Raw genomic sequence first — 18,884 nt, 5'->3', positions numbered from 1 at the left:
ACAAAGGATTAATAACAATGAAAAAATGAACTAAATATCTTGCTTTGTTTTTAGGATCTTCGATTATTGTTAGTTCGTGTAAAACTGAAAAAAGTGATGATTCTACATCAAATAAATCTGGCGAATCTAGTGATGGTTCTAATAAACCAAATAAACCAGGCACATCATCTGGATCATCATCTGGTTCAACTGATAGTCAACCAACAAATCCAAACGATCCTAACCTTTATTCGCTAGCTGCTAATATCGATAATATTGATACTTTTATTCAACCAAAAAATCAATGAACTAACAAAGTTGAAAACAATCAAAGAGAAGTAGCTGATCAGTATGAAAACTACAGCGCAGCTAACAATTTTGTTAACTATTATCTATATAATAATAGATTAACTCAAAAGCCAAGCTTTTGATTAAAAGACCGAGCAGATAGAGCGCATGTTAGTCCTTTTAGTTTAACTAAAGATCAACTTAAAGCAATTAATACAAAAGCTAAATCAATCGACCAACCACTTTATCAAGATGCTTATGCTTATGGTTTTAATTTACCAGGAATAAACAAACAAACCAAAGCATTAGATAATAGCATTGATGTAGTGAATGATATTAACTCAACGGTTAGTATTCCTTATTACAACAAAAAGGGAAGTAATTTTGCTATCAAAAATACTGGTAAAGGTTGATTGATAGCTAATGATAAATACCAACAATTATCTAAGATTACTTATTCAATTAGAATAAGTAATATCATAAGTGAAACTGAAATAAAACAAGATAATTCTAGCCATGTTTCACCTAACCCAGCAACCAATACTGGTAATTGAAGTGGTACTGCGTGGTTGTTAGATTATGATTTACCAACTCAAACAGGTAAATACCCAACCACATGATATTTAGCTAGCAACTTCCACGTATTACAACACTTACAATTGGCTAATGATAACCAAGCTTTAATTCGTAATAACAAAGCTAAAACTTCTAAGATCGAACTGTTCCAGTTGGATCAAACTAGAATACAAAAAGGACAAGAAATAAAACCTGAAAAATCTCAAGGAATATATTTCAAGGATCCTTATTTAAAGGTAACGGAAGTAGATCCTAACAATGTTAAAACAGTAGTTTTAGGTAATGATGCTATTAAACAAAAAACTAGCACATTTACTGATGATGCAAATTATAAAGCTGCGCAAACATTATTAGATTTCGGTGTAATTCGTGTTACTTTTAAAAGCGAAGAAGAAGCAAGATCAGTAACTAATGGATATGCTGAATGAAGTGATGCCGATAAATTTAAACCTGCTAAATATTCTTATTTAGAAGATGAAAAATATAAATCATTACCAGCTAATGACTTATACGCATTCGGATTACCGCCATCAAAAGGTGATGGAATCTTAGATAGAAGAGTTTATGGAAACATTGAAAATTTAAGAACTCCTTGAATTAACAAATCTTCTAGAACAGACGGTGTTAAAGAAGGTGGTGGCGATTTATCTTGAACAGTAACACAAAGATCATTCGTAAATAAACCAGGGGTTACAGATATATTCTTAACTCTTCCAAGAATCGGTGGAAACAATAATTTCTATAGAGTAAACGAACAAAACTTTACTCATAACGGTTTAGGATATTTAGTTGATCATTATGCAGTACCTCCTGGTGGAAGTGGTTCGCCATTAGTTAATTCTAAAAATGAAATTGTTGGATTAATTTTTGCAGCAGATGACGTAATTAATACGGGGACTGCTCTAGCGATCCATTCAGGTGGATATGATTATCAAGGATATTATGGTAGTTACAATTTACCTAAATATGATTTGATTTATGGAACAGGTGATGATAGTCAAACTAAATCATATCACCAAGGGTTAAAACTAATAAACCCAGGTCAAACTGTTAACACTTGATTATTTCATTAATGATATTTAATTCAATTAATAAAGCTATTGATATATAATTTTATATAAGATAGCTTGGCTTTATTAATTCTCTAAATACAAAACTATATTATTAAAAATGCCAAAAGCTAAATTAAAAAAGATTAAATACTTATTTACTTTATTATCTGCAAGCTCGATTATCGTAGCTAGTTGTAAAAATGAAAATTCAGATAATTCAAGTAAAAAAACAGAAGATAAAAAATCAGAAAATAAAAACAACATGAACCCTAACGAAGGTAATATCGATGGGGGCGGAGATTTTGTTGGTAACAACGATCCAGTATCTGTACCAAATACTGAAATAGTAGGTAATTTGTTTGACGGTGATGGGCCTGATGCTAAAAGAAAGATTGTAGATAGATATCAAAACTACGATGCTTACGTTAATGTAAATAACGTAAACTCTGCTCGTGGTATAAAAAAATCTGAAGAAAGATCAACTCCAGATGCAGGTGTAACAAATCCGTTCGATATTCCAGAAGCAAAACTAAAAGCATATGACGAAAAAGCTAAAAAGTTAGGTTTGCCTACATACCGTGATGCTTTTGGTTATAATTTCTTTTTACCTGATATTGATGAAAATGGTGAAATAGTTCAAGGTAAATTAGTTAAAAGAAAAGATCAATGAGGACCTAATTTAATCCCTTCATATAATACTGGTCTTTTGGATGGAGTTAATTTTAAAAACTTAGATGATAAAGAAGGATTTTTAGGATTACCTAGAACTATTCTTAATGATAAGTATCGAAAGTTTTCTAGAACAGTTTATTCTTTCCAATTTTCAAATGACTATCCAGACAGAAAAAAGAGTGATGAAGTTAATACGTACTCTGATGAAAAGAAAATAGAACTTAAACTTCAGTCTCATTTAGGAACCGCTTGAATTTTTGACTATCAAATACCAGAAGATGGACACTATCCAACAACTTGATACTTTGCTAGTAACTTACACGTTCTAGAAAATTTATTATTGCCAGATATTGCTGGAACTACTAATGATTTCAGAGGGTTTGAAAAGAGACAATATGAAGCAAGAACTAACTTTGCTAACCTAACTTTTGTTAACTCTTGAAATCCAGATGCTACTCCGACAGGTTCAAGATTTGCTACTGCTCAATTTAATGCCATAACTACAATTACAGACGGACAAGGTCAAGGTTTTGAACCTAATAAAGAGATTACGGATGATGAAAAATTCAATAAGATAAGCACTCCATATGTTAGAGTTGCTCTTGATCCTAAAAATATCAAACCAATATTCTTAGGTAATGATTTCTTAAAAGATACTTCTGCTCCTAAATTTGATGGTGCATATAAAGATGCGCAAACAATGATTGATTTCGGGGTAGTTGAAATTAAATTTAATAGTGAACAAATTGCTAAATGAGTAACTGGTGATTACGCTAATTGAAAACCTGAAGATAAATATAAATTTGCTACTACATCATTACTAAATGATGAAACATATAAAAACCTAAAGAAAAACGACATTTACGCAATAGGTTATCCAAACTCATACGACGATTACAAAATCAGATATGCAGGAGCTGATGGTATGAATATTTTAGCTGCTAAGGAAAATGTTTCATACTGAATTAACAAGTCAGGAAATTACTACAACAATGCTAGACCTATTGGTGAATTAGCTAAATACAAAGATGTTGGTGGTGACTTAAGTTGATCTAACACCAGAACATTTGCTAACAAACCTGGTGTAACAGATCTATTATTAAGCTATTCTTCATTCGGCGGGCAACCTAATGTTTATTCTAGAATGCCATATGTAAACACTGGTTTAGGTTATATGTTAGATAACTTTATTCCTGCTGGTGGTTCTTCAGGTACTAGAGTAATTGATGGTGAAGGTAACATTAGAGGTATCTTATATGGTGTTGCTAAATCATCTACTTCTGGATATGTAACAGCTCTAAGAAGTGAAGGTATGGATTACCAAGGCTTATATGGTGGTTACAATTTACCTCAATATGATGTAATTTTTGGTGGTGGTAAGGATCAAAAAGATTCTTACTTAGATCAAATGAAGAAGAGAAACCCTAATGTTAAAACATACTTATTCCCTAATGGAATAACAAATGCTCAAATCCCTGCTGAATATCAATTCACTAATACTCCAGCAGCAACCGCAGCTAGCACTACTGCTGGTAACTAAGAATAATAACTTAAAAATAAGTTATAATTAAGCATAAACAAAAAATATGAGTCACAGGTTGCTCATATTTTTTTATTCGCATTTATAATTAAAAAGATAATCCTATAACAAAATGGCTTCATTAATTGATAAGGCTTACGAAGTAGCCCAAAAAAACTTTGCTAAAAAAGGTTTTAGCTTTAACGACTTATGAAAATTAGTAGTTAAACAAGAAAACTTAAATAAAAAAGATGCTCAAGACTTGATGGGAGCATTCTATACTGATTTAATTCAAGACACCAGATTCGTATATATGGGTGATCAAAAATGATTAATTAAATCAATGATGCTTCATGATGAATGAGTTAAATTATCAGAAACCCTTCATAACCAACAAGAGTACTTAGAAGAAGGTTATGAACATATCAAGGTTGAAGTAGAAGTAGATGAATCATCACCTGAAATTAGTAACGAAGGTGAAGAATCATCATTAATCGATGACAACATTATTGTAGATTCAACAGAGGAAGATAACTAATTATGTCTAAATTAACTAATGCTAAAGCAATGATCCAAAAAGCCGCTAAAGAAGGTTATGCCATTGCTCATATTAATACAAACAACTTAGAATGAACTAGAGCAATTTTAATTGCTGCTCAAGAAGCTAATTCACCTGTAATTATTGCTACAAGTGAAGGCGCTGTTAAATACATTGGTGGATACAAAAATGTATATAACATGGTAAATGATGCAGTTGATTCTTTAAATATTACTGTACCAGTTGCGCTTCATTTAGACCACGGTTCATACGATGGTGTGTTTAAAGCTTTAGAAGCTGGATTTACTTCAGTTATGTTTGATGGTTCTCACTTACCATTTGAAGAAAACTATGAAAAATCAATTAAAGTTATAGAAGCTGCTAAAAAATATAATGCATCTGTAGAACTTGAAGTTGGAACTATTGGTGGTGAAGAAGATGGTGTTGTAGGTAATGGTGAGTTAGCTAACCCAGAAGAATGTAAGAAGATGCAAGATTTAGGTTGTGATATGCTAGCTGCTGGTATTGGTAACATCCACGGTATTTACCCAGCTTCTTGAAAGAGCTTAAACTTTGAAGTATTACAATCTCTTAAACAAGCAAGTGGTGCTTCATTAGTTCTTCATGGTGGTAGTGGTATTCCTGATGAACAAGTTAAAAAAGCAATTAGTTTAGGTGTTGCTAAAGTTAATGTTAATACTGAATGTCAACTAGCTTTTGCTGCTGCTACTAGAAAATACATCTTAGAAGAAAAAGATTTAGATGAAGCTAAAAAAGGTTATGACCCAAGAAAATTATTAAAACCTGGGTTTGAAGCGATCAAAGCTAAGTGTATTGAAAAAATTAACCTATTTGGTTCTAACAATAAAGCATAAATATGCTAAAAGCAGGTATAATTGGCTTACCTAATGTTGGGAAATCAACATTATTTAATGCTATCACCAATTCGCAAATTGAAGCGGCTAACTACCCATTCGCAACAATTGAACCTAATGTCGGCATAGTTGAGTTAATCGATGAACGATTAACTAAACTAGCAGAACAAATAGAACCTAACAAACTTGTTTATGCAACAATCATGTTTGTTGATATCGCAGGTTTAGTTAAAGGTGCTTCTAAAGGGGAAGGTTTAGGTAACAAATTTTTAAGCAATATCCGTGAAGTAGATTGCTTAATCCATGTAGTTAGATGTTTTGATGACAACAGCATTACGCATGTACATAATGCTGTTGACCCTATTAATGACATTGATACGATTAATCTAGAATTAATGATAGCTGATCTCGAGGTTGTTACTAACCGTATCAATAAAATTAAAAAGAAAGCTGAAAGCGGCGATAAATCAGTTATCACTGAATATGAATTACTTAACTCAATTAAACAAAGACTTGAGAACAACCAGATGTTAGATCTATCTAATTATTCTCAAGAAGAATTAAGTATCATTAAGAACTTTAATTTATTAACAGCTAAACCTAGAATCTATGTTGGAAATATCTCAGAAAACGATATTACCGACGAACAAAACAATAAACACGTTAAAGCACTAGCTGAGTTTTGTAAGCAAAACTCAGAAGAGTACTTAACCGTATCTGCTAAGCTTGAAGAAGAATTATCTTTACTTGAAGAAGCTGATAAAAAAGAAATGATGGCTTCATTTGAAATGAAGCAATCAGGACTTAATAAGATTGCTTTCAAAGCTTATGAGATTTTAGGTTTATGTACCTACTTTACTTATGGTAAAGTTGAAGTGCGCGCTTGAACTTTTAAGAAGAACAGTCTAGCACCACAATGTGCTGGAATTATCCATTCTGATTTCGAACGTGGGTTTATTAAGGCTGAGGTAATTCATTGAACTGATCTAATTGAATACGGATCAGAATTAAAAGCTAAAGAAGCTGGTAAACTCCGTCTTGAAGGGAAACAATATGTTGTTCAAGATGGTGATGTAATTAATTTTAAGTTTAACGTTTAAATTAAATTTAGTTCTTTATAATTGAAGTCCATAAATAATATAAAGGGAATTATTTAAGATGGCTAAGAAAAATGCGATGACCACATTAAATGGCTGGATTGAGGCTATTTGTGGTCCGATGTTTGCTGGAAAAACTGATGAATTAATCCGTAAAATTAAGCGTTACAAATACGCTGATGTTAAATCCTTAGTTTTTTCTCCAACTATTGATACTAGATCATATGACCATATTATTAACTCAAGAGATGGTCGGGAAATTGAATGTATAAAGATTAATAAGCCGTTTGAAATCTATGATTATGTATTAATGCATAAACCCCAACTAATCGGGATTGATGAAGCACAATTTTTTGATGATTCATTAGTTGAGGTAATTCAAACATTAGCCGATAATCAAATTAATGTTATTGTAGCTGGACTTGACCGAGATTTTAGAGGTGAACCGTTCGAACCAATTCCTACGATTTTAGGAATTGCTGAATCAATTATTCGTTTAACAGCAATCTGTTCTGAATGTGGCGCTGAAGCTAGTAGAACACAAAGACTAATAAATAACGATCCAGCAGATTATCATTGCGAAACAATCTTAATTGGCGATAAGGAATCATACGCACCAAGATGTAGACATCATCATAAAGTACCTAATCGTCCGATTAATGACAGAACTAAAGATTTTAAACGCCAAATAAAAAATAATTTTGGTAAAATATTAGAGCAATCTTCAAAAGATTAAGATTGTGAAATTCTAATTTAGTGCAGAAGAACTTTATCTATTAAAGTTCGTTAGACTGCATAAAGAACATTTAAATAATTATTATAGAAAGGTGTTGCTTGTGGCTAAAAAAGAAATCACAAGAATTGCCAAACTAGAACTTATTGGTGGTCAGGCTAAGCCTGGTCCAGCTTTAGCTTCAGTTGGTATTAATATGGGTGAATTCACCAAACAATTCAACGATAAAACTAAAGACAGAATGGGCGATGTAGTTCCTGTTATTATTACTGCTTTTAATGACAAGAGCTTTACTTTCGAACTTAAGACTACTCCTGTAACAATCTTACTTAAAAAAGCGGCTAAGATTGAAAAAGGTGCTAAAAACGCTAAAACTGAAAAGATAGCTAAAATTTCTAAAGAAGATGCATTAAAGATTGCTGAATACAAGATGCCAGATCTTAATGCTTACGATCAAGAATCTGCTTTAAGAATGATCGCTGGAACAGCTAAACAAATGGGAATGGAAATTGAAGGTGTTGATCCTACCCCTAATAAAGCTAAGAAAGGAGCTAAATAATGTCTAAAAAATTGACTAAAAAAACTAAAGCTGCATTAGCTTCTTTTGATTCTAAACAAATCTATGATTTAGATAAAGCAATTGATATTGCTAAAAAAACTTCAATTACTAAATTTGAAAGTTCAATTGATATTGCTATTAAATTAAACTTAGATACTACTAAGGCTGATCAACAATTAAGAGGTGCTATCTCTTTACCTCACAATGTTTCTAAACCATTAAGAATTTTAGCAATTACTGATCAACAAGCTGAAGCTAAACAAGCTGGCGCTGATTTCGTTGGTGAAATCGATAAAATTAACGAAATTAAAGCTGGTTGAATGGATTTTGATGTAATTATTACTAACCCTAAATTCATGATTGAATTAGGTAAATTAGGTAAAATCTTAGGTCCAAGAGGTTTAATGCCTAACCCTAAAACTGGTACAGTTACTCAAGATATAGCTACAGCTATTACTGAATATCGTAAAGGTAAAAAAGAATATCGTACAGACTCATTTGGTAACATCCACATGACAATCGGTAAACAATCAACTGAAACTCAAAAGATTGTAGAAAACGCTAATACCTTAATCGAATTAATCAAATCAAGAAGACCAAGTGCTGTTAAAGGTGTCTACATCCAAAACATCTCGATATCTTCAACAATGGGTCCAGGAGTTAAAGTTAAAATTAATTAGGTTAAACCTAATTAATTTTTTTATACATATGAAACTTGTTGTAGGTTTAGGAAACCCTGGTTCTGAATACGCTCATACGCGTCATAATATCGGGTTTAAAGTGATCGATAAACTTCTGGATGTTTTACATCTAGATTTAGAAAAAACGCAATTTAATGGTACTTATGTAAAGCATGATGATTTCATTATCGCTAAACCATTAACTTATATGAATCTGTCAGGTAATTTTGTAAAAGAAATTATGAATTTTTACAAAATTAACGTAGAAGATATTTTAGTTATTCATGACGAAATTGCGTTTGATTTAGGGGTTGTTAAATTAAAACAAAATGGTTCATCTAACGGACAAAATGGAGTGAATAGTATTATTACTCAATTAGGAACTCAAGATTTCAAAAGAGTTCGTGTTGGGATTAAGAATCAATACTTAAAATCAATCTCAAGTTTTGTTTTATCTAAATTTTCACACAAAGAATCAGATACGCTTAAAGCAGCTATTGCGTCTGCTAGTGTTATTGCTTACGACTTTATTAAGTCGGACAAAAGCTTTAGCCAATTAATGAATGAATACAACAGATAAAAAGCAATATTTAATTGGCGTTTCTGGTGGACCTGATTCAATGTATTTATTGGATCAATACAACGAGCAAATTAAGGTTGTTTGTCACGTAAATTATAATAAACGTCAATCAGCATTAAGAGATCAAGAGATTGTTCAAAATTATTGTAAGAACAATAATCTAATCTTAGAGCTTTTAACTGTAGATAAGAACTATAATTACCAAAAGAATTTTCAAACTCAAGCAAGAATCTTGCGTTATGATTTTTTTCTAGAAGTAGCAAAAAAATATAATCTACAAAAATGTCTTATCGCTCATCAAAAAGATGATTTTTTAGAATCTGCTTTAATGCAATATGATAAGAATAAAAAATTATTATTTTATGGACTTCATAAGGAATCTAATTACAAAGATCTAAGAATTATAAGACCAATTCTAGATTTTTGAAAAGATGATATTCAGAATTATCTTGATGAAAACAAAATCCCTTATGGAATAGATGAAACTAACTTATTACCAATTTATCAGAGAAATAAAGTTCGAATTAATTTATCTAAATTGACTAATAATAAAAAACAAGAACAATTAGATTTTTTTAATAAACTTAATAAACAAAATAAATACAGATTTGATGAAGTCAATAATTTTATTGCTAATTGAGATCATAATTATAAACAACTTATTGAATCAACAAATTATTACGAGATAATTTATTATTGATTATCAAAAAATGATATAAAATACACCAAAGCTAAAGCTGATGGTATTCTTGAATTTTTACAAAAAAGAATAATAAAAAATATCGATTAAAAATAAATACTTATCTCATTAAGAAAAATGGAATTGTTGAAATCATTAAAGCATAGCAATTATCAATAAATAAAAAAACGAAAAGACATAAGTTAGATACAAACACAACAAATATGTTGTGTTTTTTATTTTTAATAGTAACAAAAATGTAATTTAATTTTGAATCATTTTTAATAAAAAATTAAAAATATACGGTAAAAATTAATATTTTTAATATTTAAAGATCATTTAAAATTAGGTGCAAGATTATTTGAAAATTTATTGTTTAGTTATTTAAAAATGATTAGATTTTTTTGAAATTTAGAAAGAAAATATTTCTATAGATAAATAATTTAACAGACAAAATCATTTTTATAGGGCTATTAAATTAAATTATAGATAATAGCTTCTTATTTAAATATTTTTAATAATAATTTTTAGCGATTTTCATTTTAAATTTAAATCTAATTAATAGTTGGATACTTATACTATTTAAATAAAGATTAACGATATTTAACCAATTTAATTAGTTAAATGGTAACTATTTTAATAAATTATTAGTACTTTTTATAAAGTTATTTTTAGTTAAAATTACCGCATATTTTTCAAATTTTAGCTTGAAATAAATAGAATAGATAACTAATTTATAAGATATATTCTTTTTTATATCAATATAAGTTTTAGGATTTTGAGAAATTCTTTAATTCCAATTTTATGGGACCGACAATTAATGATATAGATATTTAGATAAACCTTAATTAGAATCTAATAAGAAAACCACAAAATGGATAATCATATATTTTCTATTACCTTTAATAATTCAATAAACAACGGTTTCAGTCAAACTCTATGTATTTTTATTGTTAGTTGATGTGCTAGAATACATAGAGTGATAAATACCTTTTACGCGCAGATAAAACCTATATACTTTTGGTTAGTCATTTTTTTAGGAAAAATCAATACTTTATCAAGGTTTTTATAAAGCAATGTTTTCTTATAAATTCCTTTATTTTAAAGGAATATAACGGTTTTATAGGTTATAACCTTAATTTTATAATCTTGTCTGGTCAAGTTGATGTATCTTTATACATAACAAGAGACTAGGATTATGACAGTTATTTTCTAATCGTTATGACAAAATAAAAGTAGGAGTTATGAAAAAAATAAAGTTTCAAGTAGTTCCATTTAGTACAAAGTTAAGATGATTATTCATTGGGAAACGACCACTAGAACGAAAATCTAGACCAAAAATACTTGAGTACATCTTTTTTGCATTAAATAACATAGTAGCTCTCGTATGCATCGTTGCAATGATGTATTGATTAATAAATCTTTCAAAAAACAATAATAACCAATTATTATTAGGTGTTTTTATAAAAGGTTTGCAAGAAAGTTTTTTAGCTAAAGTGTTAATAACTATAATAGCAGTTATTGGACTTATCAATTTCGTATTATCGATTCATACTTACTATATACTATCTAAAACCGAATTTTATAAATGAATTCCTGTTTTAGGAACTATAATGGCAATTTTATTTTTATCACCCTTTGCGATCATATTATTCTTAATAGCTTATAAGAAAAATGATCTAGCGTTCGAATAGTTGTAAATTAATTAATAAGGTAATATTTATGAAGAAAAAAGTTCTTAAATCTTTAATTGGTGTTTTCTGGGGAGGGTTATTAATCTCAGCAACAGCATTATCTTCTTGTTTTAACGGTAAAAATGATAATTCTGGCAGCAAAAAACCTGAAGATGGATCAAATCCTATTGATAAAACAAATCCTGTAAATGATAATGTTCTATCTTTTAAAGATCAACAAATAACTATTAACCCTGTAACTGATCAAGAAGTAGCCGATGTTTTAGCGACAAGCAGCACTCCTAATGAAAAAGTTATTAAGCTATTCAGAGATCAAGCTCAAGTTGAAATGTGGAAAGCTGCTTTAAAAGAGTTCAAAAAATCTAAATCATATGAGCAGGGGTATCGAGTTAGATTTATTGATAAAGGTGTATTCGAAGCTTTAGAATCAATGAAATCTATTACAGTTGATGATCCGCAAATAGCCGACATTTACTATGCTCCTGCAGATCAAATTACCAGTTTAGCAGATGCTGCTCAAGCAATTAACCTGAATGAGTTCAAAGTATACAACATGAACATATTTGATCACCTTAAAAAATCATTTGATCTACCTAGTGAAAAGGTTAAGGAAATGATTAACTTTGGTATTTATTTAGGTAGAAATGGTAATAATCCAGCAGCTGAAGCATTAGCATTACAACACAACAGTGAAGGTATTTTTATTGTTTCGCCTAAAACTGAAAACGAAGCATTAACTATTCTTAAGAATGATGAAACTAATTCATTAACTGAATTAGTTAATGCTGGTAAAGCGTTGTGACACACTCAAAACTTTTGATTTGGTTTAGGTGTTGTTGGTGGTGTTACACAAGCTGAAACTGAGAAAAGAATTAATGAAGCAACAGATGAAGCTGTTAAAAAACAACTTTAAAACCAAGCGTTGATTGAAAAACTAGTTTATTGAGGTAACAACGCCGCTTCATCTGGTTGATTAACTACAGATCCAAACCACGCTTTATTTTCTAAAGCAACAGATTACAACTCTGGATTACTTTATAAGTTATATGAAGCAGTTTATAAACTAACTGATGAACAATATAAACAAACTCCATGAGGTAAAGCTGGTATTCAAAAGAACACCTTAGAAACAGCATTTAATAGTGATGGTGGAACTTATCTAAATACTATTTATCAACTATTCAAAGAAAAGAAATTAGATTTTGGTATGGTTGGTACTTGAGAATTACGTAATGCTATTACTAATGGTGGCGTTAAATCTATATTCACAGTACCTAATGTTGTAGATGGTGTTAAATATTTACAATCTCCTGGTTCTTGATCTTGAGGTATCGTTAGAAATAAAATGAATACTTCAGCTAGTGAAGATAGAAAATTAGCAATCATCAACATGTTGTTATCTATCTATTCACCTAATGCTTCTTATCAATATTTCTTATCTGATTCTAAGGTTCCTATCTTTGAATCTGTTCAAAAGAAGATTAAAGTAGCGATTGATCAAAACAGCAAAATAAACAACAAAGAACTAACTGAGTTAGCTACTAATTTAATGTATGCAAATTCTGATGAATTGTTAGCTAAATACAATGAATTAGGTAAAAAGATTTTAGAACTAAAAGCTTGAGTAGGTAAAGATTGAGAAGCGACAGTAACTGATGCTACTATGGCGAAAATGCCTTTAGATGAATCTTACTTAAATAAGAAATCTCTTTGAGAAGATAAGATTAAAGATAGCAAATTACCTGAATCATTAGTTAATAGATATAAAGAACTAATAATGGATGCTGCTCCACTTAAGAACGCTTTAGCTGCTATCTTTAGTGCAGATAATGTTAAAGCTATTGAAAACGAACAAGCAGCTTGAAAACTTAAAAATACATTCTTAAAAGACAACGCTGTATCTGAAAATAAACCAAGTGAAACATTTGTTAATTCATTACCTGAAGATTTACGAACTGTATTCAAAGGATTATTTGATGGTAACGCGATTCACTTCAGAAAACTTGAAAATGCAATTCTAGGTTATGATGGTGATGGTAAAGATGCTTCTATATTAACTAATAACCAATTAGCTACTGATCTTTTAACTGCTCCTACTGGAGAAAAACTAGATGCTGCTAAAGCAGAAGTTACTAAGCAAATAAATGCAGCAGTTGATAAAGCTACTAAATTGTTGAATGCGATTGCTAAAACAATGCCAAACGCTGAAACAATTAAAAAAGCTGTTACTTTAATGTACTATGAATTCTTAAATAATGCATTGCTTTACAAGCTAGTTGATCTAAGTTTATTGCAATCTAAGATGCCTAAAAAAGATGGTATGGCTTCTGATTACACTTTAAGTGATGTGGCTAAAAAAGTTGAAGCTTCTTCTAATGTTTCAATCGTATCTAAAATATTAGATGTAATTACTAGTGATAAATCATATGCTGAAAATGGAACTGGTATCTTTGAAACATTACCTAAACGTCCTGGTGTTTCTAACCCACAATTCGGTACAGTTTGAGGTTCATGAAATGAAAAAACATTTGGTAACCTTGAATTCTTTAAATCTAAAAAAGATAGCGTAACTAATGAAGAAGCATTTAAAAAAGTTGTTCGCGATCAATTAAGCGCTTCTATGACTACTGCTTTAGCAACTATTAAAGATGCGCAATCATTCACAATCAACTTCGGTCCAAGCAAACAATAATACCTTACTCATTAGCTATAATTAATAAAATAAACAAAACTAATGAAGTATCAAAAATATAGGGCGAATATAAGTAAAAAAGCATTTTATAGTTATGTAACTATATTAAGTTTATTAACCTTTTTTCTTATCATATGGATTAGTATTCCATTTAGTTTGGGATTCAAAGAATCTTATATTGATACATTGGTAAATGAATCTAATCAAGAAAACAGACAAGAAGCTAAAGAGATGATTATCAGCTCTGGCAAGATCGCTGTTTTCTTGTCGTATATAGGTAACGAAATAACTCTGTTATTCTTTTTGCTTTACATTACACTAGCCAGACACAAGGTTAAAGTAAGTTATTTATTCTATTTTACTTGGATAGTTATCTATACTGTTTTAATAGCTATGCCGTTTTATACAGGCATACAACGGCATAATGATATTGCGATTGGCATTGGAGCAGTAATCTCAGTATTATCAGCTAGTATGGTTGTTGCTTTGGTTATTAACTTATTTTATTATCACGCACTACGCAGAACATTCAAATATGAACAATACAAATTACATGTTGGGAGAGCGGTCTAGGTTATGGAAAAACTAAAACTGTATAACTGGTATGGTGAAAGTTTTGAAGCTAAACTACCAGAGACAACAAATAACCTAAAGGATTATAAGAAACAAGTTGAGAATGTTTTCTTAAGAATGAAGGATGAGATCAAAACTAGATACAATATTGATAAAGATCTTTTTCTTCGAGCTAAGACAAAGATAACTGACAACTTACAAAGAGAACTTAATAGTCACAAAATAGCTTATAAAAATAAGCTAAAAGTTTTTAAAGATTCAATAAGAAAACTTTCTTATGTTGATTCTTTAAATGATCTTCTTAATTACGAACTTAAGAAGTTAAAACTTAAGAAAAAACAAAACAAAAAGTATGTTGATGATTTTATTAATTCTCTTAAGAATTCTATAGATAGCTTAGAAGATAAATTAAGAAATATTGAAATTCTTAAGAAAAAAACCAATCACAGTGAAACTGAGATTGCTAAAGTTTATTGTTTGTTTTCGACTATCCTTACATACACAAATAATGTTAATGATAAAGAATTCGATCTTAAAAAGATCGATTCTTACTTATCAAGTTATGAAAAAGATCTGCTTAACAAATTACCAGATCCTAGTAAGTATTTAAAAGATCTTTATATCAAGATAGAAACAAGAAGATTACGTTTATACAACACCCGTGAAGAATTAAAAAGAAAATACGATCAAACATATTTATTAAATAAACAACTATACGAACAAGAAAAACAAAATATTATCTTAAGTGCAAACCAAAGATTAATTAAGATAGAAAACGAATACAACAAGAAGTATGAGCAAGCAACTAACGAAGCAAACGAGTTTAAAAAACAAGCTTTGTTAAAAGTTGAAGATCATAAGAAACAAATACTAGAAGTTGAGAACTCTAATAAGTTAAAAATTCAAAAGATTTTTGATAAATCTAGTTTAGCTAGAAAACAAATTAAAGAAAAGAAAAAAGAACTTTATGAACAACAAAAACTAAGTTTGCAAATCAAGAACTATAAAGACTTTTATAAGTTCTTGCAAGCAAATGAAACTTTTGTTAAAGATCAAGTGAATATCAATTGATCTGAATTAGAAAACTTAAACAAACAAAAAGCCTTAAACGACCTAGAAGAAATTACTAATAAATATATTAGTAATGCTACAAATAGTTTTATTAAGATAGCTTATGATAACTTCTTTTCAGCAAAAAATAAGTTATCCATTAACAAAGAAGCTAAAGCGTTATATAAATCTAAATATAATGAATTAATTGCTAATACATATAAAGAATATAGTTATGAAAGTGATTACAAAAACGCAGTATCATCAGCTCACAAAAACTATGCAGTAGATCATTCAATAACAAGAAACAAATTCCTTGAAGAAAAGATAATAGCTAAACATGAACTAGATCAGATTTATGTTAAATCTGATCAAGATAAAGAAAAACAATTGATATCTGAAAAGTTAGCTTTAATCAAAAAACAATATAAAGATTCTTTAAATGAATTAAAAGATAAGTTAGCATCTAAAGAGATTTCTAAACAAGCTTATAAGAACCGTTTAGTAGAAATCAAGATAGTTAAAAAAGAAGCAATTTACGAACTTAAACTAAGTTCAAAAATCTTAAGAAACAAAGAAACCTTAAAAACATTATTTATAAGAGAGTTTGCTGAACAAAAGATTAATAAAAAGATTTTTGAAAGCAAAGTTAATGAAGCTCAAAAAGCAATCCCGATAGAAACTTCAATTAATGTTAAACGATTTAGTTGATTACTAGGTTTTCTAATTCCTGGTGCTTGTGAATTAATATTCTTTAAGCAATACATCAAAGGAATCTTAATGCTTTTATTTACAATCGTAAATTATGCATTATTCTTACCTTTTATTTTAGGTCAGTATACTGAGAAAATGAAAGGTATCTTTGGAGTTATAGATCTAGGTGCTAGTGATCATGGAGATGCTAGATACTACTTGTTTGGTGGTGTTTTATCAATTATCTTAATGAGTGCTATGCTGATATATTTCTTGATATCAGCCATTAGTGCTAATAGAGTGGCTAAAGCGTTGTATTATGGATGTCGACCAAGTCAATGAAGCCATTCTAAGAGATGGTTATCAACCTCAGGATTCCCTTGAATGATCTCAATCTTTGGTTGAGTATTAATGTTGTTTGTTGTCGTATCACCTGTTGTTACTTCTGTGTTGTTATCATTTACTAACATTGGATTTAATCATATTCCACCTAATAGATCAGTAGATTGGGTAGGATTAGAACAATGAGGTCGATGATGAACATTACGAGAATCTAATTTATTAGGTTCTGTTGGTAATGTTTTATTCTGGACTGTGATCTGAACTTTTGCTTCTACTTTAATTCCAATAGCTCTTGGGATATTAGTAGCAATACTTACTAATAACCCAAGAATCAAGGGAAGAAAGATCTTTAGAATAATCTTTATCTTACCTTGAGCAATTCCAGCTTTTGTTACTGTAGGTTTTATTAAAACAATGTTTGCAGCAGGTGAAACCGGTTATATCAACACAATCTTGTTTTACTTGTTCCACATTCAACCAAAATCTTGGTTGAATGATATATCTTGAACAAGAGCATTGTTAATTATAGTACAAACCTGAATTGGATATGCTTGGATCTTTATGTTGGTTACTAGTAATTTACAATCAATACCTAAAGATATTTATGAAGCTGGATCTGTTGATGGAGCAAAATCAAGACATTTATTTTGATATTTAACCTTACCACAGTTATTATTATCAATCTCGCCATTACTAATCGCTTTATTCGTAGGATCATTTAATAACTTTACAACAATCTTCTTATTTAACAATGGTGGTCCTGCTTATGCTAAACCTACTCCGTTTGGTGAAGGTGCTACGGATATTATTGTTTCTTGAGTATTTAAGTTATCTAACCCGCAAGGAGTACAATTCCCTGGTAACCAAGCATTCGGTGCTGCTTTAGCTACATTAGCTTCAATGTTTAGTATTGGTATTGCTTTAAGAGGATTTATTAAATCAATGAGTCGAAAAGATTAATTATGAACAAAACTAAGATTTATCAAAAGACATTCGACTGTATAAAAATCGATCCGAACCAGTTAACTAAAAAGCGTTTAACATTTAATGAACTAGATGCTAAACCGCCTACTAAATCAGAATTAGTATGATTATGTTTTAACTACTTATTATTAGTATTCTGATCATTAATCATCCTATTCCCAGTAATTAGTTTGTTAATCGCTTCATTTAATGTTAACAACCCACGGGTTGCTACAGTTACCCCATTTAAATTTGGGTTTGACAATTTATTCTATTTATTTAAATATCGTAATGTAGATCAATTAACAGCAGAAGCTGTTAGTGCTCTAAGAGAAAAGAATTCATCTACTTTTAATTTATTTGGAACAGAATACATTCTAGACCCACAAACCAGATCATACTTTGGGGATTGATATAAAAACACTTTATATATAGCTGGGTTTACTGCTTTAATATCAACTGTAGCTGTTGCGCTTAATGCTTATGCTTATTCAAGATTTAAATTCGCAGGATCAAAACATTCATTAACAATCATAATGTTGATTCAGATGATCCCAGCAACATCATCTTTAATTGTTCTATACATTATTGTTCAATTAGGGACTGATATCAAAGTATCACCAATCATAATGTTGGTACTAATCTATTCAGGTGGAGCGATTGCTGGTAACACCTTTATGGTTAAGAGTTATCTAGATACGATTTCATCTGAATTAGATGATTCAGCTAAAATCGATGGTTGTAACAACTGAGGATTATTCTTCAAGATCTTATTACCAGTAATCAGACCTGCCTTAATTATGGTTGCTTTGTGATCTTTCTTAATTCCATTTACTGATATCTTGTTACCTAGTTTGGTACTACCAAACCAACAAGATAAAACATTAGCAAGTGGATTACAACTATTCTTAAGTAACCAACAAGATTTACAAGCTGGTGCTTATACTATGGGTACATTATTAGCTTCTCTACCAGCATTTGTTCTATTTATGTATCTGCAAAGATACATAATAGGTGGTTTAAGTGATGGAGCTGTTAAAGGATAATAAT

The 18,884-nt window shown here is 29.8% G+C and carries 16 protein-coding genes; all 16 read left to right on the top strand.

Annotated elements, in window-relative coordinates; translation table 4 throughout:
• Positions 1–17: 17 nt before the first annotated feature.
• A complete protein-coding gene (gene mip / locus NMG77_RS03645; RefSeq protein ID WP_255045807.1) occupies positions 18–1,916 on the top strand; it encodes an Ig-specific serine endopeptidase MIP in 1,899 nt (632 codons plus the stop codon).
• A gap of 97 nt (positions 1,917–2,013) precedes the next feature.
• Entirely contained in the window at positions 2,014–4,107 is a 2,094-nt protein-coding gene (gene mip / locus NMG77_RS03640; protein WP_255045806.1) for an Ig-specific serine endopeptidase MIP, read from the top strand.
• A 112-nt stretch (positions 4,108–4,219) separates the two neighbouring features.
• Positions 4,220–4,624, top strand: a complete 405-nt coding sequence (gene rpoE, locus NMG77_RS03635) for a DNA-directed RNA polymerase subunit delta (RefSeq protein WP_255034616.1) — start codon at positions 4,220–4,222, stop codon at positions 4,622–4,624.
• Positions 4,625–4,626: 2 nt separating this feature from the next.
• A complete protein-coding gene (fba, locus tag NMG77_RS03630; protein WP_255045805.1) occupies positions 4,627–5,499 on the top strand; it encodes a class II fructose-1,6-bisphosphate aldolase in 873 nt (290 codons plus the stop codon).
• Positions 5,500–5,501: 2 nt separating this feature from the next.
• Positions 5,502–6,599: a redox-regulated ATPase YchF gene (gene ychF / locus NMG77_RS03625; RefSeq protein ID WP_255045804.1), complete on the top strand. Its 1,098-nt coding sequence runs from the start codon at positions 5,502–5,504 to the stop codon at positions 6,597–6,599.
• A gap of 58 nt (positions 6,600–6,657) precedes the next feature.
• Positions 6,658–7,332: a thymidine kinase gene (locus tag NMG77_RS03620; RefSeq protein WP_255034613.1), complete on the top strand. Its 675-nt coding sequence runs from the start codon at positions 6,658–6,660 to the stop codon at positions 7,330–7,332.
• Between the two features lie 100 nt (positions 7,333–7,432).
• Entirely contained in the window at positions 7,433–7,888 is a 456-nt protein-coding gene (gene rplK, locus NMG77_RS03615; RefSeq protein WP_255034612.1) for a 50S ribosomal protein L11, read from the top strand.
• Positions 7,888–8,568 carry a 50S ribosomal protein L1 gene (gene rplA / locus NMG77_RS03610; protein ID WP_255034611.1) on the top strand — a complete coding sequence of 227 codons (681 nt, stop codon included), beginning with the start codon at positions 7,888–7,890 and terminating at the stop codon, positions 8,566–8,568. The genes rplK and rplA overlap by 1 nt, the downstream gene beginning before the upstream one ends.
• Positions 8,569–8,596: 28 nt before the next feature.
• Positions 8,597–9,148 (top strand): aminoacyl-tRNA hydrolase, encoded by a 552-nt coding sequence (gene pth, locus NMG77_RS03605; RefSeq protein ID WP_255034609.1) that lies wholly within the window; start codon positions 8,597–8,599, stop codon positions 9,146–9,148.
• On the top strand, positions 9,132–9,938 hold the full coding sequence (tilS, locus tag NMG77_RS03600; RefSeq protein ID WP_255045802.1) for a tRNA lysidine(34) synthetase TilS: 807 nt from the start codon (positions 9,132–9,134) through the stop codon (positions 9,936–9,938). Before pth ends, tilS begins: the two co-directional genes overlap by 17 nt.
• Before the next feature lie 1,133 nt (positions 9,939–11,071).
• Positions 11,072–11,521 carry a hypothetical protein gene (locus NMG77_RS03595; protein WP_255045801.1) on the top strand — a complete coding sequence of 150 codons (450 nt, stop codon included), beginning with the start codon at positions 11,072–11,074 and terminating at the stop codon, positions 11,519–11,521.
• 28 nt (positions 11,522–11,549) lie between these two features.
• Positions 11,550–12,434, top strand: a complete 885-nt coding sequence (locus tag NMG77_RS03590; protein ID WP_255045800.1) for a hypothetical protein — start codon at positions 11,550–11,552, stop codon at positions 12,432–12,434.
• 9 nt (positions 12,435–12,443) lie between these two features.
• Positions 12,444–14,213 (top strand): hypothetical protein, encoded by a 1,770-nt coding sequence (locus NMG77_RS03585; RefSeq protein WP_255045799.1) that lies wholly within the window; start codon positions 12,444–12,446, stop codon positions 14,211–14,213.
• A gap of 156 nt (positions 14,214–14,369) precedes the next feature.
• Entirely contained in the window at positions 14,370–14,786 is a 417-nt protein-coding gene (locus NMG77_RS03580; RefSeq protein WP_255034605.1) for a hypothetical protein, read from the top strand.
• Between the two features lie 3 nt (positions 14,787–14,789).
• The gene (locus NMG77_RS03575) at positions 14,790–17,831 is read left to right on the top strand and encodes an ABC transporter permease subunit (protein ID WP_255045798.1); all 3,042 of its coding nucleotides are present in this window, start codon (positions 14,790–14,792) and stop codon (positions 17,829–17,831) included.
• A gap of 2 nt (positions 17,832–17,833) precedes the next feature.
• Positions 17,834–18,880: a sugar ABC transporter permease gene (locus NMG77_RS03570; protein ID WP_255034603.1), complete on the top strand. Its 1,047-nt coding sequence runs from the start codon at positions 17,834–17,836 to the stop codon at positions 18,878–18,880.
• Positions 18,881–18,884: the final 4 nt, after the last annotated feature.

It is taken from the genome of Mycoplasma bradburyae (assembly GCF_024339025.1).
Lineage (GTDB): Bacteria > Bacillota_I > Bacilli_A > Mycoplasmatales > Mycoplasmoidaceae > Mycoplasmoides > Mycoplasmoides bradburyae.
Note: the sequence above shows the minus strand (reverse complement) of the source record. Positions and strands in the feature narration are given on the sequence as shown.